This window comes from Arthrobacter sp. AK01 (assembly GCF_021109375.1).
In the GTDB taxonomy this organism is placed as follows: domain Bacteria; phylum Actinomycetota; class Actinomycetes; order Actinomycetales; family Micrococcaceae; genus Arthrobacter.
Window position 1 is genome coordinate 1 of the sequence record NZ_JAJOHP010000017.1, and the last position, 23,489, is coordinate 23,489.

At 64.0% G+C, this 23,489-nt stretch carries 27 protein-coding genes, 1 pseudogene and 1 riboswitch; of the genes and pseudogenes, 17 read left to right on the forward strand and 11 right to left on the reverse strand.

The annotated features are described in order from the left end of the window. Nucleotides 1-353: 353 nt before the first annotated feature. Nucleotides 354-554, forward strand: a complete 201-nt coding sequence (locus tag LN996_RS07860; RefSeq protein WP_231339857.1) for a hypothetical protein — start codon at nucleotides 354-356, stop codon at nucleotides 552-554. Nucleotides 555-667: 113 nt separating this feature from the next. Here the strand turns inward: LN996_RS07860 and LN996_RS07865 are convergent, their stop codons facing one another. The 6 genes from LN996_RS07865 to LN996_RS07890 all read right to left on the reverse strand — a co-directional run bounded on the left by LN996_RS07865 (nucleotide 668) and on the right by LN996_RS07890 (nucleotide 4,206). Continuing rightward, nucleotides 668-817, reverse strand: coding sequence for a hypothetical protein (locus LN996_RS07865; protein ID WP_231339858.1), 150 nt, complete (start codon nucleotides 815-817; stop codon nucleotides 668-670). Between the two features lie 182 nt (nucleotides 818-999). Beyond that, nucleotides 1,000-1,983: a DUF4192 family protein gene (locus LN996_RS07870; RefSeq protein ID WP_231339859.1), complete on the reverse strand. Its 984-nt coding sequence runs from the start codon at nucleotides 1,981-1,983 to the stop codon at nucleotides 1,000-1,002. A 78-nt stretch (nucleotides 1,984-2,061) separates the two neighbouring features. Next, on the reverse strand, nucleotides 2,062-2,412 hold the full coding sequence (locus tag LN996_RS07875) for a hypothetical protein (protein WP_231339860.1): 351 nt from the start codon (nucleotides 2,410-2,412) through the stop codon (nucleotides 2,062-2,064). Between the two features lie 584 nt (nucleotides 2,413-2,996). Continuing rightward, nucleotides 2,997-3,347, reverse strand: coding sequence for a hypothetical protein (locus tag LN996_RS07880; RefSeq protein WP_231339861.1), 351 nt, complete (start codon nucleotides 3,345-3,347; stop codon nucleotides 2,997-2,999). 74 nt (nucleotides 3,348-3,421) lie between these two features. Continuing rightward, on the reverse strand, nucleotides 3,422-3,697 hold the full coding sequence (locus LN996_RS07885; protein ID WP_231339862.1) for a hypothetical protein: 276 nt from the start codon (nucleotides 3,695-3,697) through the stop codon (nucleotides 3,422-3,424). Between the two features lie 71 nt (nucleotides 3,698-3,768). Further along, complete coding sequence (locus LN996_RS07890; RefSeq protein WP_231339863.1) at nucleotides 3,769-4,206, reverse strand: hypothetical protein; 438 nt, start codon at nucleotides 4,204-4,206, stop codon at nucleotides 3,769-3,771. A 505-nt stretch (nucleotides 4,207-4,711) separates the two neighbouring features. On the opposite strand from LN996_RS07890, the gene LN996_RS07895 reads away from it, so the two are divergent. The 3 genes from LN996_RS07895 (at nucleotide 4,712) to LN996_RS07905 (ending at nucleotide 6,197) form a co-directional block, all read left to right on the forward strand. Further along, the gene (locus tag LN996_RS07895) at nucleotides 4,712-4,978 is read left to right on the forward strand and encodes a hypothetical protein (protein ID WP_054809165.1); all 267 of its coding nucleotides are present in this window, start codon (nucleotides 4,712-4,714) and stop codon (nucleotides 4,976-4,978) included. Between the two features lie 675 nt (nucleotides 4,979-5,653). Then, the gene (locus tag LN996_RS07900) at nucleotides 5,654-5,848 is read left to right on the forward strand and encodes a hypothetical protein (protein ID WP_231339864.1); all 195 of its coding nucleotides are present in this window, start codon (nucleotides 5,654-5,656) and stop codon (nucleotides 5,846-5,848) included. A gap of 25 nt (nucleotides 5,849-5,873) precedes the next feature. Beyond that, the gene (locus LN996_RS07905) at nucleotides 5,874-6,197 is read left to right on the forward strand and encodes a hypothetical protein (RefSeq protein ID WP_014923431.1); all 324 of its coding nucleotides are present in this window, start codon (nucleotides 5,874-5,876) and stop codon (nucleotides 6,195-6,197) included. Nucleotides 6,198-6,883: 686 nt separating this feature from the next. Here LN996_RS07905 and LN996_RS07910 read toward each other — a convergent pair. Both LN996_RS07910 and LN996_RS07915 read right to left on the reverse strand, forming a co-directional pair. Next, nucleotides 6,884-7,942, reverse strand: coding sequence for a cation diffusion facilitator family transporter (locus LN996_RS07910; RefSeq protein WP_231339865.1), 1,059 nt, complete (start codon nucleotides 7,940-7,942; stop codon nucleotides 6,884-6,886). Beyond that, nucleotides 7,939-8,316, reverse strand: coding sequence for a metalloregulator ArsR/SmtB family transcription factor (locus tag LN996_RS07915; protein ID WP_231339866.1), 378 nt, complete (start codon nucleotides 8,314-8,316; stop codon nucleotides 7,939-7,941). The genes LN996_RS07910 and LN996_RS07915 overlap by 4 nt, the downstream gene beginning before the upstream one ends. Before the next feature lie 210 nt (nucleotides 8,317-8,526). On the opposite strand from LN996_RS07915, the gene LN996_RS07920 reads away from it, so the two are divergent. The 7 genes and pseudogenes from LN996_RS07920 (at nucleotide 8,527) to LN996_RS07950 (ending at nucleotide 15,527) form a co-directional block, all read left to right on the forward strand. Beyond that, entirely contained in the window at nucleotides 8,527-8,835 is a 309-nt protein-coding gene (locus LN996_RS07920; protein ID WP_231339867.1) for a heavy-metal-associated domain-containing protein, read from the forward strand. Between the two features lie 65 nt (nucleotides 8,836-8,900). Continuing rightward, nucleotides 8,901-11,051: a copper-translocating P-type ATPase gene (locus LN996_RS07925; protein WP_231339868.1), complete on the forward strand. Its 2,151-nt coding sequence runs from the start codon at nucleotides 8,901-8,903 to the stop codon at nucleotides 11,049-11,051. Nucleotides 11,052-11,150: 99 nt separating this feature from the next. Then, nucleotides 11,151-11,633: a DUF6153 family protein gene (locus tag LN996_RS07930; RefSeq protein WP_231339869.1), complete on the forward strand. Its 483-nt coding sequence runs from the start codon at nucleotides 11,151-11,153 to the stop codon at nucleotides 11,631-11,633. Nucleotides 11,634-11,793: 160 nt separating this feature from the next. Beyond that, a complete protein-coding gene (locus LN996_RS07935) occupies nucleotides 11,794-12,408 on the forward strand; it encodes a DUF305 domain-containing protein (protein WP_231339870.1) in 615 nt (204 codons plus the stop codon). An 87-nt stretch (nucleotides 12,409-12,495) separates the two neighbouring features. Next, on the forward strand, nucleotides 12,496-13,374 hold the full coding sequence (locus LN996_RS07940; protein WP_231339871.1) for a F510_1955 family glycosylhydrolase: 879 nt from the start codon (nucleotides 12,496-12,498) through the stop codon (nucleotides 13,372-13,374). 140 nt (nucleotides 13,375-13,514) lie between these two features. Then, nucleotides 13,515-13,890: pseudogene (locus tag LN996_RS07945) on the forward strand (four-helix bundle copper-binding protein); the annotation flags it as partial. A gap of 386 nt (nucleotides 13,891-14,276) precedes the next feature. Further along, complete coding sequence (locus LN996_RS07950) at nucleotides 14,277-15,527, forward strand: Nramp family divalent metal transporter (RefSeq protein WP_231339931.1); 1,251 nt, start codon at nucleotides 14,277-14,279, stop codon at nucleotides 15,525-15,527. A 27-nt stretch (nucleotides 15,528-15,554) separates the two neighbouring features. Here the strand turns inward: LN996_RS07950 and LN996_RS07955 are convergent, their stop codons facing one another. Together LN996_RS07955 and LN996_RS07960 are read right to left on the reverse strand one after the other, a co-directional pair. Then, entirely contained in the window at nucleotides 15,555-16,277 is a 723-nt protein-coding gene (locus LN996_RS07955; RefSeq protein ID WP_231339872.1) for a metal-dependent transcriptional regulator, read from the reverse strand. 181 nt (nucleotides 16,278-16,458) lie between these two features. Beyond that, nucleotides 16,459-16,770 (reverse strand): hypothetical protein, encoded by a 312-nt coding sequence (locus tag LN996_RS07960; RefSeq protein WP_054809172.1) that lies wholly within the window; start codon nucleotides 16,768-16,770, stop codon nucleotides 16,459-16,461. 555 nt (nucleotides 16,771-17,325) lie between these two features. Here LN996_RS07960 and LN996_RS07965 point away from each other — a divergent pair. From LN996_RS07965 to LN996_RS07990, 6 genes are all read left to right on the forward strand, one after another. Next, a complete protein-coding gene (locus LN996_RS07965) occupies nucleotides 17,326-17,724 on the forward strand; it encodes a helix-turn-helix transcriptional regulator (RefSeq protein WP_231339873.1) in 399 nt (132 codons plus the stop codon). Continuing rightward, nucleotides 17,721-19,676, forward strand: a complete 1,956-nt coding sequence (locus tag LN996_RS07970; protein ID WP_231339874.1) for a cation-translocating P-type ATPase — start codon at nucleotides 17,721-17,723, stop codon at nucleotides 19,674-19,676. Before LN996_RS07965 ends, LN996_RS07970 begins: the two co-directional genes overlap by 4 nt. Next, complete coding sequence (gene lspA, locus LN996_RS07975) at nucleotides 19,673-20,164, forward strand: signal peptidase II (RefSeq protein ID WP_231339875.1); 492 nt, start codon at nucleotides 19,673-19,675, stop codon at nucleotides 20,162-20,164. The genes LN996_RS07970 and lspA overlap by 4 nt, the downstream gene beginning before the upstream one ends. A 4-nt stretch (nucleotides 20,165-20,168) precedes the next feature. Next, the gene (locus tag LN996_RS07980) at nucleotides 20,169-20,918 is read left to right on the forward strand and encodes a cytochrome c biogenesis CcdA family protein (RefSeq protein ID WP_231339876.1); all 750 of its coding nucleotides are present in this window, start codon (nucleotides 20,169-20,171) and stop codon (nucleotides 20,916-20,918) included. Between the two features lie 71 nt (nucleotides 20,919-20,989). Further along, complete coding sequence (locus tag LN996_RS07985) at nucleotides 20,990-21,601, forward strand: TlpA disulfide reductase family protein (RefSeq protein WP_231339877.1); 612 nt, start codon at nucleotides 20,990-20,992, stop codon at nucleotides 21,599-21,601. A 40-nt stretch (nucleotides 21,602-21,641) separates the two neighbouring features. After that, on the forward strand, nucleotides 21,642-22,319 hold the full coding sequence (locus LN996_RS07990) for a vitamin K epoxide reductase family protein (RefSeq protein ID WP_231339878.1): 678 nt from the start codon (nucleotides 21,642-21,644) through the stop codon (nucleotides 22,317-22,319). A gap of 28 nt (nucleotides 22,320-22,347) precedes the next feature. Here the strand turns inward: LN996_RS07990 and LN996_RS07995 are convergent, their stop codons facing one another. Beyond that, on the reverse strand, nucleotides 22,348-23,190 hold the full coding sequence (locus LN996_RS07995) for a M23 family metallopeptidase (protein WP_231339879.1): 843 nt from the start codon (nucleotides 23,188-23,190) through the stop codon (nucleotides 22,348-22,350). A 3-nt stretch (nucleotides 23,191-23,193) separates the two neighbouring features. Continuing rightward, a riboswitch (cyclic di-AMP (ydaO/yuaA leader) is annotated at nucleotides 23,194-23,368 on the reverse strand. Between the last annotated feature and the right edge of the window lie 121 nt (nucleotides 23,369-23,489).

Below are 23,489 nucleotides of genomic sequence, written 5' to 3' on the forward strand. Positions count from 1 at the left end.
TGGGCAAGGTGTGGGAAATTCCCGGAGGAAATAAGCGACGCAGGAGCGCCGGAGGGACATTTCCTGCACCGCAGGCCCCGGAGCGAAGCGGAGGGGCTAGACGGGGTGGAGCGGACACATAGAATCCGAAGGACAGCAGCCAAAAAACGTCGTAGACAGAACAGGACCGGGCACGGCGGAGCTCTGCGACGTCGGGACCGGGCCCAACAGCCGGCCACGAAGTGGACGCCCAAAGGGGTGCGAGCCCCGCGAGCATGCATCTGAGTCAGCAACACGGGCCTACGTCCCCCAACGCTTTGAAATTCGGCCTTACGTTCACCAAACCAAGTCGATCTAAAGCGAAGGACGTTGCCATGAATACTGAAAGCATCAGGCTGGAACTCTCCCGGATGACCGCGAGGGTTGAAGCGTTGGAGGATCAGCCGTTGTCTCAAATCGTTGCGGCGGCCAGGAGCGAGGCCAGGGCGATCAACCTGACGATGGCCGAATCCACGTTGCAGGCTTGGGCCCGTGCCGTTTACTACGGCATTGGCTTCCGGTTCCATCTCCGCTGAGTGCGGCTGTTCCTGGAAAGGCAGAAGAGCCGGCACCCTGGTGGGGCCGGCTCTTCATTGTTCCTCGGCAAAAAGGAAATCTGTGGTGCAGCGTCGTTGCTGCAGGGGGTGCGCTAGAAGTCGTGGTGTTCCTGGGGGTGAGTGAAGTCCACCGCTCCCAAGGATTCATTGGCGGTGAGCAGCTGCAGCTCGATGACGTCTTCGAGGAAGCTCGCCTCTGGTGTTGGTTTGTCGTCCTCAGTCAGGATGTATTCGGTTCCCATGTTGGATCTCCTGGTGCAGTGTTCTCGTTGAAGTTCACTGTAGCCGTGGATCCTTTGCGTTGGCTGGGTTGCTGCTGCGCCCGCGCCAGCGCTATGGCGGCCGGGGGAGCGCCAGCGGAGGAGGCCGCCCCGCTACTGAGCGGCCGGGGAGGGCCGGTGCTGATCCTGCCCGGCCTGACCGGTTAGCTGGTGGGGCGCTTATAGGCGGTTTCTTGGTTCTTGGCGACTTCTGCGATGTAGACGCTGCCAATCAGGTCGTACAGCTGTTCTGCAAACCGGTAACCGTGCACGTCCTCGACGGCCAGTTTCAGGTAGCGCTCTGCGTGCTTTCCATATCCTTTGAGCCATTGCAGCCATCCCATGAGGGTCAGCATGGGTGCGCGCTGGCCCTCGGGGACGGCCTTCATCAGTTCGAACGCAATGGTTTCGGCGTGGTCAACGCGCTTCCAGTCGGGACGGCCGTTGAACTTGCCCAAAATGATGTCAATGATGACGCCGTTGTTCGTGGTGATGGTGTCGGCCATGAGGAAGTCCCTGATGTAGTTGTCTTGGAACCATGCCGCCAGTTTCCGTGCGGTCTCATGGTCCGGCATGCCGTCGGCGTCCAGTGCGGTTACCCATTCGCGCCGTGCTTCCTCTACGGATTCCTCCGTGCGGACGGGCACCTGAACCGGTTCGACCCATTTGCCCAGCAATGCCGGGTTGTAGATGTCCACGGTCGGGGCGCTTCCCATGAAGGTCAGGGTGGCGTTGGCGTTGCTGTCCTTGATCTGCTCCAGCGGGTTCCGCTCCATGCTGCCGTAAGCGGCCCAGTGGGTGCTGGTGACGAGGTAGACCTTGCGGACGGGCATCCGTGCCGTGGCCAGTTCGTTGCCCAGGGCCGCGACGTGCGCGGCGTAGGGGAAACGGGCATCGGTGCTGGTTTCGTCGGTGTAGACGATGAGGTAGCAGGCCGTGGCGTTCTCGTCCTGTGCCGCGAGGCTGGTCACCGTTTGGGCGAAATCCAGCGGGGCCGCGTCCATGGGGGCGTCCACGCGCAGCGTGGCGCCAAGGGCTCCGGCGGTGGCCGTGAGCACGACGAAGGATTCTGTGGGGGTTCCTCCGAGCAGGTGCGGGACGTAGGCCAGCAGGTCAGCGGGGCTGGTGAGGGTGAGTTTTTCAGTCATGATGTGTGTCCTTCTTTTGCCGAGAAAGTGAGTGGTTGGGGTGGCCGGGTACGTGGGGTCCCCGGCCACCGTGGGCGGCTAGGCCGCTGACTGGATCAGGCGGGTATCGAACAGCACTTCGGCCCTGCGGACGAGGTAGTCCGGCACGTCAGTGTCGTGGTTTAGTCCTGCCCTGCCCAGGAACACGGCGTTCCCGGTTACCGGCAGGTCAAGGCCGGTTTCGTGGAGCAGCTGCACCGCACGGACGTTTGAGGCTCCGGTGGTTTGCGTTTCCGCGTTCAGGTAGACCTGCCAGTCGCCTCGGGCGATGCATTCCAGTCCGCCGCCGACGATGATCTGAAGGCTTGTGTGCCGGGCGTCAACGCTGTGGACAGTGACGCTTTCGCTCAGCCGCCCCGGGATGTACAGCGCGATCAGGTGGTTCAACATGTTGCTCCTTCTTTTGCCGAGAAAGGTGGTGGGTGGGGCGACCAATGGTGACCGGCCAGCTCCCCTCTCCCCCCGTTGTTTTTTGGTTGCTGGCAAGCTTGCTTGCTCGGCGGCCAGCGGAGCCCTGTCTACCCGCAGGGCAAGGTGCTGGAAATCTTCGAAAGGAAATAAGCGGAGCGCCGTCGAAGAATTCCAGTGCCGCGGGCCCCGACTGCTTTTGGAGGGGCTAGACGGGGTGGAGTGGACGCCTACAATCCGGAGGACAGCAACCAGAAAACGTCGTAGACAAACAGGTGTTGACGGGCAGGAGCTCTGCGACGGACCGGCAGCACCCAACTGCCGGCCACGGAGCGAAGCGGAGTGGACGCCCGAAAGGGGTGCGAGCCCTGCGAGCATGCTTCTCCCCTGGCTCCCGCGGATCCGCCCAGGGCAATCCCCGCCCGGGTTTGCCGCACGCACCAGGTGACCAACAACCGGCCCGTTGCGGGATTGGCGGTCCGTCGCCGGCAACCACCCACCTGGGCCAGCCACCTGCGGCGGACCGCCCGCCGTGACCGGCCCCGAAAGACCGGCCACCCTCCGGGCTACTCGCGGCGGTCGTGGAGCGGGATGGCTCCGTACTGTCCGGCTGCGCGTCGGAATCGTGAGTCGCTGCTGAAGATGAACGTGCCGCCGAACATGTACCACGGGGCGGGTTCGTCGTCTGGGGCGACTGGCTCGGCGTGGGTCACGGTTTCGCGGTGGAAGCTGTCGTTTTTGACGAGCCGGACGGCGGGCCGTTCCTCGGTGGCTTCGAAAACGGGGTCGATGCCCTCGCCGATGACGGTTACCCCCATGACGCGGGCGGAAATGCCCTGATTGGAGAAGTCCGTGCCCAGTGCGTCGCGGTAGATCAGGGCGGTGATGCCTTTGGGGGCTGTGGTGGCGTTGCTCATGTGCTGGCTCCTTTGAAGTGGTGGGGATGTACTGCCCGGCTCTGGCCGGGCAGTACATCGGTTCTCAGTTCCTGCTAGAGGAACGTGGGGCGGTGTTCTGCGGCGAACAGGACGGCCACAGCTTCGTTGTGCCAGTCCAGTGCCGCGTATTGCCGGGTGGTGGTCAGCTCGCCGGGGTTCACATTGGCCTCGGTGGTGACGGCTGCAGCCATGCCGCGTATGTGGGCGGCGAGGTCTTCGGCTCCGTCGGTGCTGTAGGCGACCGGAGACTTCTCCACGATTGCGGCGAGGGTTTCGAGGAAGACCACGGCTTGGGCCGGGCTGTTGGCGATGGCGCGGTTTTCGGTCATTGTTCTTGGTCCTTTGCTGGTTTGGTGCCTTGCCGGGTGGTGGGGGTCCGCCCGGCAAGGAGTGGAAGGGCTTAGGCGGCGGCTGCTGGTTGGAACGTGGGCGGGATGCGGTAGCGGCTGGGAAGCTCTGCAGCGGCTTCGGGCAGGTCTGCTGGGCCTTGGGCTTGCCCGTTCTTCCAGTGGGAAAAAGCCTCTTCGGTGATTGCGTCCCAGAAACGGGCCTTGGTCCGGTAGAACGTCGTTTTCACGTCGCCCTCGCAGTAGGTAGCCATGCCGAACAGGTTTCCGGTCGCGTCGGCGGTGCGGGTTCCGGCAACCATGACGTAGGGCCACTGGCCGAGGTCCCAGCCGTCGCATCCCCAGCTGGGGATCACGGCCCAGCCGTGTTCTGAGATGACGTCCATCCAGTCGTAGCCGTCGTTCATGTGGTAATCCACGAGTAAGGGCACGTCGTGGATGGTTTCGCCGGTGTCCTCTGTGGTGATCGTCTGGACGCTGATTGCGTTCATGGTGTTGCTCCTTCTTTTGCCGAGAAAGGTGGTGGGTGGGGCGACCAAAGGTGACCGGCCAGCTTCCCCTCTCCCCCGTTGTTTTTTGGCTGCTGGCGAAGCTTGCGGAGCTGTGGCCGACGGAGGCCTGTCTACCCTTGGGCAAGGTGTGGGGAATTCCCGGAGGAAATAAGCGACGCAGGAGCGCCGGAGGGACATTTCCTGCACCGCAGGCCCCGGAGCCTGCGGAGGGGCTAGACGGGGTGGAGCGGACACATAGAATCCGAAGGACAGCAGCCAAAAAACGTCGTAGACACAACAGGACCGGGCACGGCGGAGCTCTGCGACGTCGGGACCGGGCCCAACAGCCGGCCACGGAGCGAAGCGCAGTGGACGCCCAAAGGGTGCGAGCCCCACGAGCATGCTCCTCCCCTGACTCTTGTCAGACTGGGTTGATACGGTGAACATGTCCCGCCTGGTTTCCCCCAATCCCAGGCGGGACACTTATGTCAGAAGTAGGTGGCAAATGGGACTGCGAAACATTCTGAACAGGCGCCGCAAAATAGTCGGGCCTTCCGCGGCTGCACCGGCCAGGAAGTCGGCTGAGCTGGAGGCGGCCTGGGCGGATCTGCGGCAGACGGTCGATGAGTCCAAGGTGACCTCGTTCCGTGCCTGCAGCCGCACCGGGCGCTCGTGGGCCGAAGACCCTGAGGCAGTACGGCAGATCGCTGCCACGATCGGGCACATCATGAACGACACAGCTGACGGCCCGAAGGACAACCCGGCCCGGTAGGGCGGGCCGCTGTATGGCAGACCCGCCCCCGAGATCCGGTCTAGTTCCCGTCTCCCTTGGGGACCTTGGAGATGGCGCGGTACGCCAGGATCGCCGCTCCCAGTGCTGTGAGCGAGAGAACGAAGTTCACGATGGTCAGTGGAGCCATGAGGGTTTCCTTATCGTTGAGTAGGACCTAGTCTGAGAAGGAGCCGGTGGCCGCAACCTTGCGGTCACGACCACCGGGTTTCGTAGCTACACCTACTTCCTTGCTTTACGCTTACGCTTCCGAGTTGCAGCTCGGGAGCGTTTGCTCTTTAAGCGCGCGTTCCGCATGGAGAGTAGAGCGATGACAGCTGTCATCAAGCTCACGACCGAAGTCGCGAGCTTGATCGCTTCGTCGATGCTCATGTAGCCACCTCCTTCCTGCCCCGCCGTGCGAGGCCCCCACTGACGCAGCCGGTCGAGGGTGGGCAGTCAACCCCGAAGAGTGACCGGGGAATCCCGCGAAATAAGGGAGCGCAGCGACCGCGTGGGATTGCCCGGTTGCGTGGGTTGACGGGTCGGGCCCCCGGACGGCTACGATCAGTGGCCTTGTACGGAGAAAAACCCAGCCACATGTAAGGCAAAGAAAGGCTTTTACAGTCCGAAGCGCAGCGAACGCCCGTTCTGGTCCTGGTCCTTTAGGCTGGGGCCATGAACAAGAAGAAAGCAGCGCTGATCTGGGCGCTTTTGGGGACTGGTTTCCTTGTATACGGCCTCTACTGCGCCCTGACCACCGGCGGCACGTGGTATCTCGTCGCCTCCGCCGTAATCCTGATCGCTTCCGGCGCGGTCTGCCTCGGGAGCACAGTTCAGATCATGCGACGGCCGGTCCAGCAGGGCTACTAGACGCAGCAACACTCAAAGGAGCAACATGCTTGGTTTCAAAGTGAACGTCCAGAAAGACGACAAGACGGCCGAGTTGGAGATCCAGGGCTTCACGGATCAGGAGACGGCCGAGGGCTTCGCGAACGAAGTTCAAGAGACCCTGCTGGTATGCAAGGACGAGAACGAAGAGATCACCGGATTCGAAGTTGGCCGCCCCGGCCCCATGGAACCCCGCGAGGGTGCTCCCGAAGCGGATATCGAAGACTTCATCGATCAGATCACCATGTCCGTCATGAGCCCTGAACCAGCGAACCTGGTCAAAGGCGAGTCCCCAGTGCGTTTCTCTGTTGAGCAACCGGTGACGTGGTAACTCTGCGCCACTCCTAAGAGTTGGCCGCACAGGTGGCCGGCATGAACAGAGTGAGATTCCATGAGCGAGTCCATCCCGCGGGCCCTGCAACCACCGGTTGCTGTTGCCCTGGCGAAACTCGTCAGAACGTTCCCCGGACCCAATGCCCTCCCGGGCGGGATCTGGGCCGAACCCAAATGGGACGGCTACATTCACTGGATATTGACAGGCCCACGGGGTTAAACCGTCGGGGCAGGCTGCTCGAAACTGAGCCGCTCGGGCTTCGTGTGTTCCGTTCCGGCCCAGTCCCCCGACTGGTCAGAGCTGGTCATGCCGCCAGAGTGAAGATGGCTTTAGCTGTTGGCAAAGTTAGTTCTCGGAAACGTGGTGGCCCAGTTCTTCTGGTTCAAAGCTGAATTTCACCCGGGTTTGGCACACTGTCAGCATGAATTGCTGAGCTGGGGGGCATTTGGAACTGTGCCGGGTCCGGTTTCTCTGCCGGTCTCGACTCTGTGATCGCGGAGGAGGTGCCCTAATCGTGAGAGTTTACGGCGTCCTCCCGGAAGCGGGCCGACCATTGCCGGTTTCTCTCTTGCAGCCGGCTAAGGAGGCGTTGTCTCCTGGCGCGGACGTGCCATGTTATTGCGGTCAAGGACGCGAGTCCTGACAGGAAGCAGAGCATTACGTAGCCGTCCATGACGTGAGGCTCATTCGTTCCGGTTCGAAAGCGCGTGGGTGCTCTCGTCTTGATCGTCGTGTGCCCTGTAGCCGGGTACGACCGTGACCTGTCCGACGTTGGGCAGGGCGGCGCGGACGGTCTGTTCGATATCTGCGGCTTGCCGGGCCAGTTCGGTCGTGCTTGCGACGGTCTGGTTCACGGGTACGCTCACTTCTGCGTGCAGAGCATGGCCGGACCAGCGTAGCCGTGGTGTAGCTTCTGCGTGGCCTTGTTCCTCCAGCGCAGCGGTAAGTTTCGCTGTCAGGGTCGGATCGACGCCGTCCATGAGCCTGCGGCCGATGTCGCGGGCGGTCCCCCAGAGAAGGACGGCGATGGCCGCTGATATGAGTAGCCCGATGATGGGGTCCGCCAGGGGGAATCCGAGCCATATGCCAATGACTCCTGCGACGACAGCGAGGGAAGTGAATCCGTCTGTGCGGGCGTGGACGCCGTCTGCGACCAGGGCTGCGGATCCGATGGCCCTCCCGACGCGGATCCGGTAGATGGCCACTATTTCGTTACCGAGGAAGCCCACAACGCCGGCGGCGAGGACCCAGCCCAGGTTTTGCACCGGCTGGGGTTCGACGAAGCGGCGGATGGATTCGACCGCTGCGACGATCGCGGACAGCGCGATCATGGCCACGATGAAGAGTCCGGCCAGGTCTTCGGCTTTGCCGTAGCCGTAGGTGTAGGTTTTGGTCGCGGCGCGGCGGCCAAGCAGGAAAGCGATCCACAGCGGCACAGCGGTGAGCGCATCGGAAAAGTTGTGGACGGTGTCGGCCAGAAGCGCTACCGAGCCGCTGATCAGGACGATGACTAGCTGGAACAGTGCTGTCGCTCCCAACCCGACCAAGGAGATCTTGACTGCCCTGATTCCTTGTTGGCTGGATTCCAGCACCTTGTCCGTGGAATCGGCTGGATCGTGGGAATGAGGGGTGAAAAGGTGCGTTATCCAAGCGCGGACTCCGCCGTAGTGCCCATCGACGCGGTGTCCGTGTCCATGATGGTCGTGGTCTTTCTCGGGGTGGCTGTGGGCGTGGTCGCTCATTGTCCTGACGCTTCCTGGTCGGTGTGGGGGCGGAGGCGGTGATGGGGTGCGGTGCCGAGAGTGTGCTCGGCCTGATGGATTGCGGCGGCGACGAGCTCCCAGGCATGCCCGTCCTGCAACCGGTAGTAGACCTTGGTGCCTTCCTGCCTCGTCGTGACCAGCCGGGCAAGACGCATCTTGGCCAGATGCTGAGATACTCCTGCTGCGGATTTGCCGGTCTTTTCGGCCAAGGCGTTCACAGGCAGCTCGCCGTGACGGAGAGCAAGAATAAGCCGGACGCGGGTTGCGTCCGCGAGCATCGAAAAGACCTCCACGGCCAGCTCAACGTAGTCGCTGTCCGGGGATAACACGCACTCCTGCTTATCTGCATTCATACGCAGATAATTGCAGAAAGCACCGGGAAGGATCAACTCACCTTCTCGCACTGCCCCGCAGCCGGCGTGAATCACGCTTGCGCTAGATACCCCCTGGGGGTATATTGATGGTGTTGTCAGTGAGTGGTATGTCGCGGAAGGCCCTTGGGTTCCTCTTTACAACCGTTCAACCACAGCGCCATCGCATCTTCTGCACTGAATGGACCTGACATGCAAACACCATCACGTACCGAACTGCCCCTCACTTCCGCCTCCTCGTCGGCCTGCGGGTGCTGCTCCACCGAAGCGAGCCAGACCCTCGAACAAAGCCCGGCCGGTGTCGGGTACTCCCTGGAAGGCCTGACCTGCGGCGGCTGCAAAGCCAGCGTTGAAAAAGCAGTCAACGCCGTGGACGGCGTCGACGCAGCAACCGTTGAACTGGTCCCCGGCGGAGTTTCCCGCTTGATCGTTTCCGGATCAGCCACACGTACGGCCATCCGGGACGCCGTCACGTCGGCTGGATACAGCCTGACCAACTAGTTCGAACCCACACATGGCCTGCGCCGCTCCTTGCGAAGCCGCAGCCATACCTGGAGGAGCTCGTCATGACAGAGCACGACCATCACCATCACCGCCCTTCACCGGTCAGCGAAGCTGACCTGGAGGCAACCGCCCCGCCGCAGGCCGACGGGACAGCAATGACTGAACATGGGCACCACGCCCACCCCGCCGGGCATGACGCCGGGGGCGATCACGCGGTGCACAGTCATGGCCAGCATGCCGGGCACAGCACCGCTATGTTCAAGGACCGGTTCTGGCTGACCCTGGCCTTGTCGATCCCTGTCGTGTATTTCAGCCCGATGTTCGGGCATCTGGTGGGGTTCATGCCACCCGAATTCCCGGGCTCGGCCTGGATCCCACCCGTTCTGGGAACGGTGATCTTCCTCTACGGGGGCATGCCGTTCCTCAAGGGCGGCGTCAATGAACTGAAGAACCGGCAGCCGGGCATGATGCTGCTGATCAGTATGGCCATTTCCGTCGCGTTCGTCGCGTCCTGGGCGACCAGCTTGCGGATCGGGAACTTCGATCTGGACTTCTGGTGGGAACTGGCTCTGCTGGTGGCGATCATGCTGCTTGGACACTGGATCGAGATGCGGGCCCTCGGCTCCGCACAAGGGGCTTTGGATGCCTTGGCGGCACTGCTCCCGGATGAGGCCGAACGCGTCAGCGATGGTGGTGTGGAAACCGTCCCGGTGTCCGAACTGAAGATCGGGGACGTCGTCCTTGTCCGGTCCGGGGCCCGGATGCCCGCCGACGGCACCATTGTTGATGGGCGGGCCGAGTTCGATGAATCCATGATCACCGGTGAATCCAAGACGGTGCTCCGCTCCGTGGGTGAGCAGGTGGTGGCCGGAACCGTAGCCACCGATAACACCGTCCGGGTCACGGTCAGTGCCGTTGGGGATGACACGGCGTTGGCCGGCATTCAGCGGTTGGTTGCCGAAGCGCAGGCTTCCTCCTCCAAGGCCCAGGCCCTCGCGGACCGGGCAGCAGCGTTCCTGTTCTACTTCGCCACCATCGCCGGTGTCATCACGTTCATCGCGTGGATCCTGCTCGGAAGCCTGCCTGAAGCGGTGACGCGCACCGTGACTGTGCTCGTGATCGCCTGCCCGCACGCTCTGGGCCTGGCAATTCCACTGGTGATAGCGATCTCCACTGAGCAGGCCGCCAAGGCCGGGGTTCTGATCAAGAGCCGCATCGCCCTCGAGCGGATGCGCACCATCGACGTCGTTCTGTTCGACAAGACCGGCACTTTGACCAAGGGCGAACCCGAGGTCAGGAACACGGCCACTATCGATGAGGGTTCCAAGGATGAGCTGCTGGCCCTGGCAGCGGCAGTGGAGTCCGACAGCGAACACCCCGTGGCGCGGGCCATCGTCCGGGCTGCCCGGGGCAAAGACCTGGTTCTGCCACATGCGACGGGCTTCTCCTCCCTGACCGGACGGGGCGTGCGCGCCACGGTCGATGGACGCGTTGTCCAGGTCGGCGGCCCGGCACTGCTGCGCGAACTGGGACTCACCGAACCTGAGGCATTGGCCGCTTCAACCCGTGAATGGATGGGCCGTGGCGCGGCCGTGCTGCACGTCATCGACGGGGAGAGGATATTGGGTGCGGTCAGTCTTGAGGACGCGATCCGTCCGGAATCCCGGCAGGCCGTGGCGGCGCTGCAGAGCAGGGGCATCAAAGTTGCCATGATCACCGGCGACGCGTCTCAGGTTGCGACGGCCGTGGGTACGGAACTGAACATTGATGAGGTCTTCGCTGAAGTGCTCCCGGCGGACAAGGACAAGCAGGTCGCCCAGCTGCAGGCCCGTGGCCTGAAAGTGGCCATGGTCGGGGACGGGGTTAATGACTCCCCGGCACTGGCCCGGGCAGAAGTCGGCATCGCCATCGGCGCCGGCACTGACGTGGCCATGGAATCGGCGGGGGTGATCCTGGCCGGCAACGACCCCCGGGCGGTGTTGTCCATGGTGGATCTGTCCCGGGCGAGCTACACCAAAATGTGGCAAAACCTCGTATGGGCCACCGGGTACAACGTCATCGCCGTCCCGCTGGCCGCCGGCGTCCTGGCATTCGCCGGGATCGTGCTGTCCCCCGCGGCCGGGGCGGTGCTGATGTCGGTTTCCACAATCGTGGTCGCCCTCAACGCCCAGCTGCTTCGCCGGGTGAAACTGAACCCCTCCGAGGTTCGTTGACCTAAGTGGTGCCACCGGCACCGACGCACCAGTCCCACGAGGACCAGGCGTTGGTGCCGGTAGCCTAGAAACAACCAGTACCCAGGGAGGAGGACCAGGATGGTCACGCACCGCACCATCGCCGGTTCCGCCCTGCTCACGACAGCACTTCTGACCGCTGTCCTTGCCATCATCACCGGAATCCTGGGCATGCACGTCATGACCGGCACCCATTCGGAACACTCAAGCGCGACGGTTTCCACGGGCCTGCCGGAGAGTGCCGGGCAGACTCTGCCCGCCTCCGGAAGCAAAGCATCCGGCCACGGCGCTCATCTGGCCCCATCGACGGAGCATGCATCGCAGGAACTGTCCCCTGCAGCCTCCTTTGCCCAATGCTCCTGCTCCGGGAACTGCTCAAGCCAGCACTCGATGAACACCGCCTGCACACCCACGGTCGCGACCGGGGGCCTGGCAGCACCGGCGCCCACTGAAACGACCTCCATCACAAGGCAGTCCGCGGCCTCAACCATCACCGATCGCGCCCCCTGGTCCTACCGTCCCGGCAGTCCTTCGCCGGGTGAGTTGTCCATCAGCAGAACGTAGCCGTCCCGTCCGCCCGGGCACGGCCCGGCCCGGCCCGGCCGTGACCTTCCTGGCGCCCGTCAGCCCCTTTCAGGGATGACCGCTCCGTAGCTGATGCACCCACCACCTTTAATTCCGGGCGTCTTTGCGCCCCTAAATTCTTTATGAAGGACCTGATTTCATGAATACGAAGACGTTCTTGCCTGTTGCCGTGACAGCCGTCGCCGCAGCGCTTGCCCTTGCCGGCTGCGGCGCATCCGGCGGTTCCGGTTCCTCCGCAACGTCCATGCCGGGAATGGACCACGGCAGCTCCTCCAGCGCCTCAAGCCCGGCCGCGGCGGCGGACCATAACTCCGCTGACGTGATGTTCGCCCAGATGATGATCCCGCACCACGCACAGGCCGTGGAGATGAGCGACATGATCCTCAAGAAGCAGGACATCCCCGCCGAGGTCACGGCACTGGCCACTCGTATCAAGGAGGCACAGGGCCCGGAGATCGAGAAGATGACCGGCTGGTTGAAGAGTTGGGGTGAGCCGACGCAGATGGCCTCCGGGCACAGCATGAACGGCATGATGGGCGCCGAGGACATGACCAAGCTCGACACCGCCCAAGGCGTCGAGGCCGCGAAACTTTTCCTGACGCAGATGATCGCCCACCATCAAGGTGCAGTGACGATGGCCAGGACAGAAACCACGGACGGCAGGGATGCCGAGGCTGTCCAGCTCAGCAAGGACATTGTGAGCGCCCAGGAAGCGGAGATCAAAGAAATGCAGACGCTGCTGGCCGCTCTCTAAACAACCCCTGCGGGGCCCCGGGCCTCACCCCCTGCCGGGAGGCCGGGGGCTTCCGCGTACCCTTCTGACTCAACCTGGAGCTCTCCCATGCAATCTCTCACTTCCACACGTACGCGCACCGGAGCCCTCGCGGCCGGCGCCGCGGTGCTCCTCGCCCTGTCCGCCTGCACCCCGGCCAGCCCCCCGTCCTCGACGGCTCCGTCCATCGAACTGAGCGACAAGGCCCTGCCCAGCGGCCATGTCCACGGTTTGAGCGTTAACGACGACACCAGCCAGATACTGCTGGCCACCCATGACGGGCTGTTCGACGTCACGAAACAGCCTGCCAGCAAGATCGGCGGCACCAACGACCTGATGGGTTTCACCGCAGGGAAGGACGGCATCTTCTACGCCTCCGGGCACCCCGGCCCGGGCTCTGACCTGCCCAACCCCCTCGGGCTGATCAAATCCACGGACGGAGGACAGACCTGGGAGAAACTCTCACGGCAGGGTGAATCCGACTTCCACGCCCTGACCACCAGCAAATCCGGGATCATCGCCTTCGACGGGCAACTGCGAAGCAGCCCTGACGGGACAACCTGGAACACCGTGGCGGCGATGTTCGCCCCGGCAAGCCTGGCCGGGCACACCGACAGCGACACCGTGCTGGGTACCACCACAGAGGGAATCCAGCGCTCCACCGACGGTGGAGCCACCTGGAAGCTCCTCCAGACTGGTCCGGTGATCCAGTACGCCGCCTTCGCCGCCCCGGAGGAAGCGGCAGGTGTTGCACCCGACGGGACCACCTACTATTCGGCCGACGCCGGCGCGACCTGGACGAAGAAGGGACGCATCGACGGCGAAGTCCTGGCCATAGCGGCCCTCAAAGGCGCCGACGGGAACCCCTGGATCTGGGCCGCCACCCCTGAAGGGATCGTCGTCTCCACCGACGGCGGCACGAGCTACCGCCCCGCTGACGCCGCCTGAGGCCTCAGTTCTGCCAAGGCAAGAGAGGCCAGGTAGGCCTCTCTTGTGCCCTAGATGCCGGGGCTAGGGTGGGTGTGATGGCGGGTCGGCCGGCCATCACACCACCGACAACAGAAGCTGGCCATGACCACATCCGCGCGATGATCCGTTCCCACCCAAAAGCCGCTGTCGGGACGGACAGCGAGAAACTCGCGGAATGTATCGCCGCCAGCTTGGAATGCGCCCAAGCGTGCAGCGCCTGCGCAGACGCGTGCCTTGGTGAGGACATGGTCGCCGATCTCGCGGCCTGCATCCGCACAGACCTCGATTGCGCCGATATCTGCCAAACGACCGGGACCATCATCAACCGCCAAACAGCTACCAATACCGGTATCGTCCGGTCCCTGCTCGAAGCTGCCGGACCGCCTGCAGGGTCTGCGCCGAAGAATGCGAACATCACGCCGGGATGCACGACCACTCTGCGCCGAGGCCTTGCCCCGCTGTGAAAACGCCTGCCCGGCGCTTCTGGCCACCCTCATTTCGACGTTACTGCGCCGACCCCCTGCCTATCCTGCACGACCACCATCGACCCGCTGGCGTGGATCGCGCCGGACCCTGTCATGACCCGCAAGCGCATGCCCCGGCCTGCGTCACACCGGCAGGTCCCTCGTTGTGCTGCTGCCAGCGACCGTGCCGGCCGTCTACAAACCTCGCTGCGCAACCCGATACGGGCCGAAGAACTCCGAGAGCCCGCGGCCCAAGAAGCCCGCCGGAGTACGACCCGCCGGGTGTCGAAGCCCCGGCAGGTTTCCACATCGCCGACAACTAAAACCTGTTTTTATCGGCTCCCCTAATAACTACTTTTCGGTATGCCTAACTTCCTCTATTCTCGTATCAGAACGCCCCGATGATGAGGACTGATGATGGCTGCACCCGCTCTTGATACCCGCCCTGCGCCCCGGAAGGTGTGGTCCCGGCTCCTGCTGCTGGGTCCGGCCTTCGTTGCTGCGATCGCTTATGTGGACCCCGGCAATGTAGCGGCGAACCTCACAGCTGGTGCGAACTACGGGTATCTGCTGGTGTGGGTCTTGGTGGTGGCCAACGCCATGGCTGTGTTGGTGCAGTACCAATCGGCGAAGCTGGGCCTGGCCACGGGGATGAGCCTTCCCGAGATCCTGGGCAAAAGGCTCGGGACGAAGCGGCGACGGCTGTACTGGGTGCAGGCGGAAATCGTCGCTGGCGCCACGGACATGGCCGAGGTGATCGGCGGCGCCGTCGCCCTGAACCTCTTGTTTGGCCTTCCGTTGCTGGCCGGCGGAGTCATCATTGGCGTGGCTTCCATGCTGCTCCTGGCGCTGCAGTCCCACCGGGGCCAGCGTTCCTTTGAGTACGCGATTCTGGTGCTCCTTGGAATCATTGCTGTCGGGTTCATGTCCGGTTTGTTCGTCAATCCCCCTGACGGCGGAGCCGCCCTGGGCGGTTTGGTTCCTCGTTTCGAGGGCACCGACACGGTCCTGCTGGCGGCGAGCATGCTCGGAGCCACTGTCATGCCGCACGCGATTTACCTGCACTCGGCCCTGGCACGGGACCGGCATGGGTTCTCCGAGGATCCGGTCGTGCGGACGCGCCTGATCCGGGCCACCCGTTTCGACGTCGTCGGCGCTCTGCTGCTCGCTGGTGTGGTGAACATTTCAATGCTGCTGCTGGCCGCGTCCAGCCTGCGCGGCATCGAGGGAACCGACACCATCGACGGAGCCCACGCAGCAGTGACCTCGGCACTGGGACCAGCCATCGGCGTCATCTTCGCCATCGGACTGCTGGCATCAGGGTTGGCCTCAACCTCGGTCGGTTGCTACGCCGGCGCGACGATCATGGGCGGACTCTTGAAGGTCCGGATCCCGTTGCTGACCCGGCGGGTCATTACACTCATACCGGCGCTGATAATTCTGGGGGCAGGCATCGAACCGACCCTGGCCCTGGTACTGAGCCAAGTGCTGCTCAGCTTCGGCATCCCCTTCGCCCTGATCCCGCTGATCCGGCTCACCGGCAAACGTGACGTGATGGGCATCCACACCGATGGCAAAGCCCTGAAGATCGCCGGCTGGACCAGCGCCACCTTGATCGTCGGTCTCAACATCGTCCTCATCACGCTCACCCTCAGCGGCCAATCCTGAGACCCGGACCCGGAAGCCGGGCCCATCCTAACCTTGGGCCACGGGTACTACCCAGAGGGCCGCTGCCGCCTGGCCACCAAGGGCGACGTCTTTCCCGGAGCCAGCGAGACGAACAGGTATACCGGCGGCGAAGGCCTTGCGTTCACCGACGATGAGTTGCGTGCCCGGGGTGAGGCCATGTCCGGCGAAGTAGCGGAGCATCTCGGCACTCTCATCCGACACCCGCCGAATGATCACCGCATCCCCGGGCTGCACCGCGCTCAACGGCACCGCGTCGGACCGGTCCAGATGTTCGCCCGGTAATGGGATCGGATCGCCGTGCGGGTCGTGGCGTGGGTGACCAAGGAGCGCATCGATCCTGGCGATGAATCTATCCGAAACTGCGTGTTCGAGCACTTCAGCCTCATGATGGACTTCGTCCCAGCGGTAGCCGAGGTTTTCTACGAGGAAAGTCTCCAGGAGCCGGTGCCTGCGGACCATCTCCAGCGCGTATTCCTCCCCCGTTGGAGTGAGTCCCACTCCGCCGTAGCGGGCGTGCGTCAGCAACCCCTGCGCCGTGTATTTGCGGATGCCTTCAGAGGCGGTGGAGGCGCTGACTCCGAGTCGCTCCGCGACAAGGCCCACCGTGACCGCTTCGTCGGACCATTCCCGCGCGGACCAAATCAACTTCAGGTAGTCCTGGGCGACGGCCGTCAGGTCCGTCCCCTTCGGCGTTTTTGCTTGGCCAGATGCTCCGTTGCTGCCGCCCATATGTACCTTTCCTATGGTCAAGCCTTTCCGTGAAGGTCAGTTTGAGTCTGAAGGATCCGGAGTAAGTCGTAGGGCAACCCACAAGCCGCAGCGTCGGCAGATGTATGCCGTGCCTGCGCCCAAGGCATGAAGCTTTTTTCGGGCCATCGTCCTACCGCAGCAGGAGCATGTGCCGGAAGTGTCAGAGTCCATGGGTTTTCAGGGCTTCGGTAACTTGGTTGAGGGTCGGCAGGCCCGCAAGTCCATTTGGCGTGGCGTATACCCTGCACGCGAGGTCGTTAGCGACAGCGCCGGTCGGGAATATATCGTTGCCATCGACGGTGATGGTTGGAGAACCGGCGAATTCCGTGTCCGTAGTCTCCGAGGCGGAGCTCAGTTGCCGCATATGCACGAGAAGGTCGCTACGTCCCAGGATCCTCAGGGCTGCTTCCAGGCGCTCCTGGGTTTCAGCGGTATTGGGACATTCATCGATGTGGAGTAGTTCAATCCTCATGAGTTCATTGTCTACCGCCGGATCGTCAACCAGCGGACAAGTCAGGACCACCCTCACTGGTGGCTTCCTCTCCGCCCTCATCGCAGAACTTGTCCCCGAAGGCGCCGATGTATGGATGCGCCGGCACCAGGACCTCAGCAGCACCGGTAGCCCAGCGCCTTGCCGCCCAGCACGTTGGCTTTGCTCATCGCCATCGGCCTCGGCCTGCATAACCCCGACGAAGGCCCTGGCATCGGATCAGCCTACGCTGTCGGCTCCCCGGCGCCCGGTGCCACCCCGATTGGGGACTTCGCGATCCACAACACCACCGAAGGCCTGACCATCGTCACAGCTGGCCAAGGACACGCATTGGCTGGCTCGCGGGCTCGGTCTGATCGCGGGGTCCGGCCATCGCCGGTGCCCTTATCGGAGCCACAGTCAACCAGTCCTCACTCTCAGCCTTCCTCTTGGGACTCGGAGAGGCTAAACCGCGGTGCCGCATGACGGATTTGTTTTGGTGCGGCGCTCTCGGTGCCATGATCCGGTAGCAGCGGAAATGTACGCTATCATCGTCATATGACGATTGATGCTGCTAGTTCAGGTGATTGTGGGGAGCTTGACCCTGCCGCCGCTTTGTTTCATTCCCTCGGTGATCCCACACGGTTGGCCATTGTGAAGCGGATGGCCGGCGGGGAGGTTCGAGTCGGTGACCTCACTGGGGAGTTGGGTCTGGCACAGTCGACGGTCTCGGCGCATGTGGCGTGTTTGCGGGACTGTGGCCTCGTGGAAGGCCGCGCCCAGGGCCGCAGTGTGTACTACTCGCTATCACGTCCGGAACTGATGGACATGCTCGCTCAGGCCGAGGTCCTGCTTGCCGCGACCGGCAACGCGGTCAGCCTCTGCCCGAACTATGGCAACGGAAGCACCAGCGTCGTGCTGGCTAACGTAGAACTGATGAAGGAGAACACTCGATGAGTGACGCCTGCGGCTGCAGTGACGACAAGCCAGAAACCGCGGCAGAGGAAGCGGAGGAAGCGCTTGGGTTCTGGCAGATCAAAGAGATCAGGGCTGCAGCGATCGCTGGTGTGCTGCTCCTGGCCGCGTGGATCCTTTCACTGACGGGTGGGCCGGACTGGTTGCGCCTTGTACTGGAAATCGGGGCGCTGCTGGTCGCGGCATGGACTTTCGTTCCTTCCACCCTTCGTCGCCTGGTCAAGGGCAAGATCGGCGTCGGCACACTGATGACGATCGCCGCCGCCGGCGCGGTAGCGCTGGGCGAATTCGAGGAAGCGGCGATGCTCGCTTTCCTCTACTCAATTTCCGAAGGTCTGGAGGAATACTCGCTGGCCAAAACCCGGCGCGGTCTGCGGTCCCTGTTGGACTTGGTTCCGGCCGAAGCAACCGTCCTGCGCGGCGGGGCCGAGGTCACTGTCGACCCCGGTGAGCTCGTTCCCGGAGACCGGATGATCGTTCGTCCGGGCGAACGGCTGGCCACCGACGGTCAGATCATCACCGGCCGTACCTCTCTGGACACCTCGGCACTGACCGGCGAATCCGTGCCCGTCGAGGCAGGACCCGGCAGCGAAGTCTACGCTGGGTCCATTAATGGCACCGGACCGCTGGAAGTCGAAGTCACCAGCACGGCAGAGAACAACTCGTTGGCCAGGATCGTGCACATCGTCGAGGCCGAACAGTCCCGCAAGGGCCCCGGTCAGCGTCTGGCGGACAACATCGCAAAGAAACTTGTCCCCGGCATCCTGATCGCCGCGGCACTGATCATTGCCTTCGGTCTCATCGTGGGAGAACCACTGCTGTGGTTTGAACGCGCCCTTGTCGTCCTTGTGGCCGCATCCCCGTGCGCGCTGGCGATCTCCGTCCCTGTCACCGTCGTCGCCTCCGTCGGCGCGGCCAGCCGTATCGGTGTGCTCATCAAGGGCGGCGGCGCCCTCGAAACCCTCGGCAAGATCCGCACCATCGCCCTGGACAAGACCGGCACCCTGACCCGGAACAAGCCAGAAGTCATAGATGTCTCTACTGCCGGCACCGCGGACCGCGAAGAGGTCCTCGCCCTCGCAGCCGGGCTGGAAGCCCGCAGCGAACACCCCCTCGCCCGCGCCATCCTCGCCGCTTCCCCCACACGAGCCGAGGTGACCGACGTCGACACCGTGCCAGGTGCCGGACTGGAAGGCCGATTCGAGCGCAGGATCGTTCGGTTGGGTCGCCCCGGCTGGATCAACCCCGGCCCGCTGGCCGCAGACGTGGAAAGAATGCAAAAAGCCGGCGCCACCGCTGTCCTCATCGAATCTGCCGGCGAGGTCATCGGTGCCGTGGCAGTCCGCGACGAGCTTCGTCCCGAAGCCCGGGACGTTATTGCCCGGCTTAGCGCCTCCGGGTACACCACAGCCATGCTCACCGGGGACAACGCGATCACCGCCGCGGCCTTGGGTGATGCAGCCGGCATCAGCGAGGTCCATGCCGACCTTCGTCCGGAAGACAAGGCCGAGATCATCCGGACCCTGAAGTCCCACCAGCCCACTGCCATGGTCGGTGACGGCGTCAACGACGCTCCGGCGCTGGCCACCGCCGACACCGGAATAGCGATGGGGGCCATGGGCACCGATGTCGCGATCGAAACCGCGGACATCGCCCTGATGGGCGAGGACCTGAACCACCTGCCGCAGGTGTTGGACCACGCCCGCAGGACCCGGTCCATCATGCTGCAGAACGTGGGCTTGTCACTTCTTTTGATCGCGGTCCTGATCCCGCTGGCACTGTTCGGGATCCTCGGCTTGGCCGCGGTTGTTCTGATCCACGAACTGGCCGAAATCGTGGTGATCGGCAATGGCGTCCGCGCCGGCCGCATCAAGGCATCGCGGACGGGAAATCCCACACCGGTATTGTCGGACACTTCCCGGGTTTCCGCATGAGTGCCACGAGCACCCGACGGCCGCGGACAGGACGGGCCGTCCTCGGGCTCGGCGCCCTCGCCTTGGCGGCGGTTGACCTGCTGGTCAAGACCGTTGTGGTCGAGACAATAGGTGATGGCAGGGTACTGGACTTCGGTCTGTTCAACCTCAAGCTCGGCTATAACACCGGTGTGGCGTTAAGCCTCGGCGCGACCTTGCCCCCATGGGTGGTGGTCGTTGCGACGGCAGTGATCGTCGCAGCGCTGGCGGTATTCCTGTTCCGTGCGGTCCCCCGGTTCGGCAGGCTTTCCCGCGCCGGCGCTGTTTTCCTTCTCGGTGGCGCCCTGGGTAACCTCGTGGACCGGATGGACGGGGCAGGGGTTGTTGACTACCTGCATACCGGATGGTTCCCGACCTTCAACCTGGCTGACGTGTTCGTCGTCGGCGGAGTGGGCCTGCTGATTCTGGGCACAATACTCTTCCCCGCCGCGCGCAAGGACGAGGACTGAATCGTTGGACATTGGTGAATACTTTGCCTCGACGGTGACCTCCGGGGCCCTGATCCTGGCGCTGCCCCTGGCCGCCGCAGCAGGTCTGGTGTCGTTCCTCTCTCCGTGCATCCTGCCGCTGGTTCCCGGCTACCTGGGCTTCGTCTCAGGGCTCACCGACCCAACGCAGCCGCGGAACAGGCGGCGCGTCCTCTCGGGGGTGGCACTGTTCATCCTGGGTTTCGGCGCCGTCTTCACCCTCTACGGGGCTGCTTTCGGAGCCATCGGCTCCTGGCTGATCCGCTGGCAGGACCCGCTCATGAGGGGACTGGGCGTGGTGGTCATCATCATGGGCCTGGTCCTGCTCGGACGGTTCTCCTGGCTCCAGCAAACCCGGAAATTCCAGAGTCCAGGACGCGGCGGACTCTCCGGCGCCCCACTTCTGGGTATCGTCTTCGGTCTCGGATGGACCCCCTGCATGGGCCCGACACTCAGCGCCGTGCTGAGCCTGAGCGTCACCGCGGGCAGCGCCTGGCGCGGGGCACTGCTGGCCTTCATCTATTGCCTGGGGCTGGGCATCCCCTTCGTTCTTGTGGCCCTGGGCCTGAACTGGGTCTCAAAGGTCCTGACCGTGGTCCGCAAGCACATTCGGGCGGTCAACATCGGCGGCGCCGTCATGCTCATCCTCCTGGGCATCCTGATGGTTACCGGGGTCTGGGTGCAATGGATCTACCAGCTGCAGAACCTGGCAGGGACGTTCCTGATGCCCGTCTAGCTGTACTGCCCGGGCAGTACATCTAGCCACCGCAACCCCGCACACAGACACAACAAGCAAGGACTGAGAGCATGATCAACCAACCAGAACCGCTGCGGCGCCCCGGCCGCCGCACCATCCTGGGCATGGGCGCGGCAGTACTTGCCCTCGCCGGCTGTGCAGCCCCGGACGATCTGGCCCAGCAGGCCAAGGCCGGAGACGACAAAAACTACATCGCCGGCGACGGGTCGGTCAACGAATACCCGCCCGCCTCACGCGGTGCCCGGGTGTCTCTGGAGGGCCGGCTGTTCAGTGGGGAGAAGGTTGCTGCCCGGGACTGGGCGGGCAAGGTCGTGGTCCTCAATTTCTGGTACGCGGCCTGCGCTCCGTGCCGGGCGGAGGCCCCGGACTTGGCCGCCCTGCATACCGAATTCAAAGACCAAGGCGTCTTGTTCTACGGCGTCAACGTCCGCGACGACGCCGCGACGGCCGAAGCCTTCGAACGGACCTTCAAGGTCGACTACCCCAGCTTCGATGACAGCGACGGCGGCATCCTCCTCGCCATGACCGAGTACGTCCCGCCCCGTGCAGTGCCCACCACCCTGGTCCTGGACACTGAAGGGCGCGTCAGTGCCCGGATCCTGGGGATCTCGCAAAAAGGAACCTTGAAGGCACTGATCACTACCGCAGCTGCGGGATCATGAATACCAAGCCCGCCACCAGACCACCTAAAGGACTTCTGCCATGACCAGCACCGCGAAATCCGCCGCGAACGTGACCACCTCAGACCCTGGCGCTGCCTCAGTCGCAGCCCAGCTTGGGCCGGATATTCCCCGCATGACCCGCGACAAGCCCTTTGGCTGGCTCCTGGTCATCACCGGCGTCATCGGCTGGCTCGCCTCCGGCGCCCTGGTCCTGGAGAAACTCGAGGTACTCAAAGACCCAGGCTACAAAACCGTCTGCGACGTCAATCCCTGGATTTCCTGCGGCCAGGTCATGCAGACCTGGCAGAGTTCCGTTTTCGGATTCCCCAACATGTTCATCGGGATCGTGGCGTTCGCCGTCATCATCACCACGGGCATGGCGCTGCTTTCCGGGGCAACTTTCGCCCGCTGGTACTGGGCCGGGCTGCAGGCCGGTGTCACGCTGGGGTTTGCCTTCGTCGTGTGGCTATGGTCCCAGGCCCTGTACTCGATCCACATCCTCTGCCCCTTCTGCATGATTGTCTGGGCGGCAATGATTCCCCTGTTCGTCTGGGTCACGGCCCGGAACATCACCCATGGAGTCATCAAAGTACCCGCCGGCGCGGCCCGCGTTGTCGGCGAATTTGGCTGGATCATTACCGCGCTGCTCTACGTGGCTGTTACCGCAACCATCTTCTTCGCCTTCAGCCACGTCTTCCTGGGCACATCAGGACTCTGACCCTGACAACCAAGGCGATGGGCGAGGCTTACATCCATCCCTGCGGGTTCACGGTCTGCCCGTTCAGGAGTACCTCGAAGTGCAGGTGGCATCCGGTGGAGTTGCCGGTGGTTCCGGCCGCGGCCAGCCGCTGGCCGGCGGTTACGGTCGCGCCCACGGAAGTTTCGATGGCGGCGAGGTGGTTGTAGGTGCTCTTCAGGCCGTTGCCGTGGTCCACCACAATCCTGTTCCCGCCACCGTAGGGGGACCATCCGGCCTCCACGACGGTCCCGGCTCCGGCGGCGAACACCGCTACCTGGCAGGCTGCCACGAGGTCCAGGCCGGTGTGCAGCTCCCCGGTGCCCGAGATCGGGCTGGTGCGGATACCGAACGGAGAAGTGACCGACATGCTGGCCAGCGGCGCCCCCAACCGGGCCGCGGCCGCGGCCGGGGAGGCCGCCGGGGTCGCGGGGGGGGCGGGGGCGGCGGCGGGGGGCGGCGGCGCGGCCGCGCCGGCAGCAGCTATGGGGGTCTTGGCCGGTACCGGCAACGGTGCCTGCTGTGTGGTGACAGCCGGGCGTTCATAACTGATGGAAGCCCCCACGGGGGCTTGGACGGGCGCGCCGGCAGCTGCCGTCCCCGATGCCTGCACCGCGAGGGCTGTGCTGGTGGGGGCCGGCCCGGCATGGGCGGCAGTGAGCGCTGCGGTCAACAGCGCGGCGACGCTCAGCGTAGCGGCGGCCGTGACCTGTTTGCGCCGGCTCCCCCGCGCTTCTGCCTCTGGCAGGGGCCGGTGACGGCCGGTAGTGGGGGATTTCATCGAGACGGCCGTGCGGGGCGCGAATCCGGAGGTTGGTTTTCGGCGGCGGCCATGGGGGGGTACAGAAGGCAAGGGGGATCCTTTCGGTTCGCCTGCGAAGTTAGCTGTCGGGTTCGGGCCAAGGAAAAATGCCCGGCCGTGCCCGGCGGCTTTCAGGCCACCGACATCACGGCTTCACCCCAAGGCAGGCTTGCTGCCGATTCTGGGTCCTCCACCCCCGCCGTCAAAAAGGGATAGTCGTTTGATGCCCCCGGCGGGGTCCAGCGCGGGGCATCAAGGGTCTCAATACAGAAAAACCTGAATTAATAGTAGCTGCAAAGCATCATCGTTACAATTTCGTGACTTAGGGGTTGTCGGCCTCGGTCAGGGAC

What these genes read in the sequence shown, in the direction of transcription:
- LN996_RS07960 (WP_054809172.1), bottom strand. Translation starts at nt 16,770, where the DNA reads ATGAGGATTGAACTACTCCACATCGATGAATGTCCCAATACCGCTGAA.
- LN996_RS07870 (WP_231339859.1), bottom strand. Translation starts at nt 1,983, where the DNA reads ATGACTGAAAAACTCACCCTCACCAGCCCCGCTGACCTGCTGGCCTAC.
- LN996_RS07950 (WP_231339931.1), top strand. Translation starts at nt 14,277, where the DNA reads ATGGCTGCACCCGCTCTTGATACCCGCCCTGCGCCCCGGAAGGTGTGG.
- LN996_RS07920 (WP_231339867.1), top strand. Translation starts at nt 8,527, where the DNA reads ATGCAAACACCATCACGTACCGAACTGCCCCTCACTTCCGCCTCCTCG.
- lspA (WP_231339875.1), top strand. Translation starts at nt 19,673, where the DNA reads ATGAGTGCCACGAGCACCCGACGGCCGCGGACAGGACGGGCCGTCCTC.
- LN996_RS07965 (WP_231339873.1), top strand. Translation starts at nt 17,326, where the DNA reads ATGACGATTGATGCTGCTAGTTCAGGTGATTGTGGGGAGCTTGACCCT.
- LN996_RS07895 (WP_054809165.1), top strand. Translation starts at nt 4,712, where the DNA reads ATGGGACTGCGAAACATTCTGAACAGGCGCCGCAAAATAGTCGGGCCT.
- LN996_RS07930 (WP_231339869.1), top strand. Translation starts at nt 11,151, where the DNA reads ATGGTCACGCACCGCACCATCGCCGGTTCCGCCCTGCTCACGACAGCA.
- LN996_RS07970 (WP_231339874.1), top strand. Translation starts at nt 17,721, where the DNA reads ATGAGTGACGCCTGCGGCTGCAGTGACGACAAGCCAGAAACCGCGGCA.
- LN996_RS07915 (WP_231339866.1), bottom strand. Translation starts at nt 8,316, where the DNA reads ATGAATGCAGATAAGCAGGAGTGCGTGTTATCCCCGGACAGCGACTAC.
- LN996_RS07880 (WP_231339861.1), bottom strand. Translation starts at nt 3,347, where the DNA reads ATGAGCAACGCCACCACAGCCCCCAAAGGCATCACCGCCCTGATCTAC.
- LN996_RS07940 (WP_231339871.1), top strand. Translation starts at nt 12,496, where the DNA reads ATGCAATCTCTCACTTCCACACGTACGCGCACCGGAGCCCTCGCGGCC.
- LN996_RS07875 (WP_231339860.1), bottom strand. Translation starts at nt 2,412, where the DNA reads ATGTTGAACCACCTGATCGCGCTGTACATCCCGGGGCGGCTGAGCGAA.
- LN996_RS07905 (WP_014923431.1), top strand. Translation starts at nt 5,874, where the DNA reads ATGCTTGGTTTCAAAGTGAACGTCCAGAAAGACGACAAGACGGCCGAG.
- LN996_RS07885 (WP_231339862.1), bottom strand. Translation starts at nt 3,697, where the DNA reads ATGACCGAAAACCGCGCCATCGCCAACAGCCCGGCCCAAGCCGTGGTC.
- LN996_RS07985 (WP_231339877.1), top strand. Translation starts at nt 20,990, where the DNA reads ATGATCAACCAACCAGAACCGCTGCGGCGCCCCGGCCGCCGCACCATC.
- LN996_RS07910 (WP_231339865.1), bottom strand. Translation starts at nt 7,942, where the DNA reads ATGAGCGACCACGCCCACAGCCACCCCGAGAAAGACCACGACCATCAT.
- LN996_RS07900 (WP_231339864.1), top strand. Translation starts at nt 5,654, where the DNA reads ATGAACAAGAAGAAAGCAGCGCTGATCTGGGCGCTTTTGGGGACTGGT.
- LN996_RS07865 (WP_231339858.1), bottom strand. Translation starts at nt 817, where the DNA reads ATGGGAACCGAATACATCCTGACTGAGGACGACAAACCAACACCAGAG.
- LN996_RS07935 (WP_231339870.1), top strand. Translation starts at nt 11,794, where the DNA reads ATGAATACGAAGACGTTCTTGCCTGTTGCCGTGACAGCCGTCGCCGCA.
- LN996_RS07990 (WP_231339878.1), top strand. Translation starts at nt 21,642, where the DNA reads ATGACCAGCACCGCGAAATCCGCCGCGAACGTGACCACCTCAGACCCT.
- LN996_RS07860 (WP_231339857.1), top strand. Translation starts at nt 354, where the DNA reads ATGAATACTGAAAGCATCAGGCTGGAACTCTCCCGGATGACCGCGAGG.
- LN996_RS07925 (WP_231339868.1), top strand. Translation starts at nt 8,901, where the DNA reads ATGACAGAGCACGACCATCACCATCACCGCCCTTCACCGGTCAGCGAA.
- LN996_RS07890 (WP_231339863.1), bottom strand. Translation starts at nt 4,206, where the DNA reads ATGAACGCAATCAGCGTCCAGACGATCACCACAGAGGACACCGGCGAA.
- LN996_RS07955 (WP_231339872.1), bottom strand. Translation starts at nt 16,277, where the DNA reads ATGGGCGGCAGCAACGGAGCATCTGGCCAAGCAAAAACGCCGAAGGGG.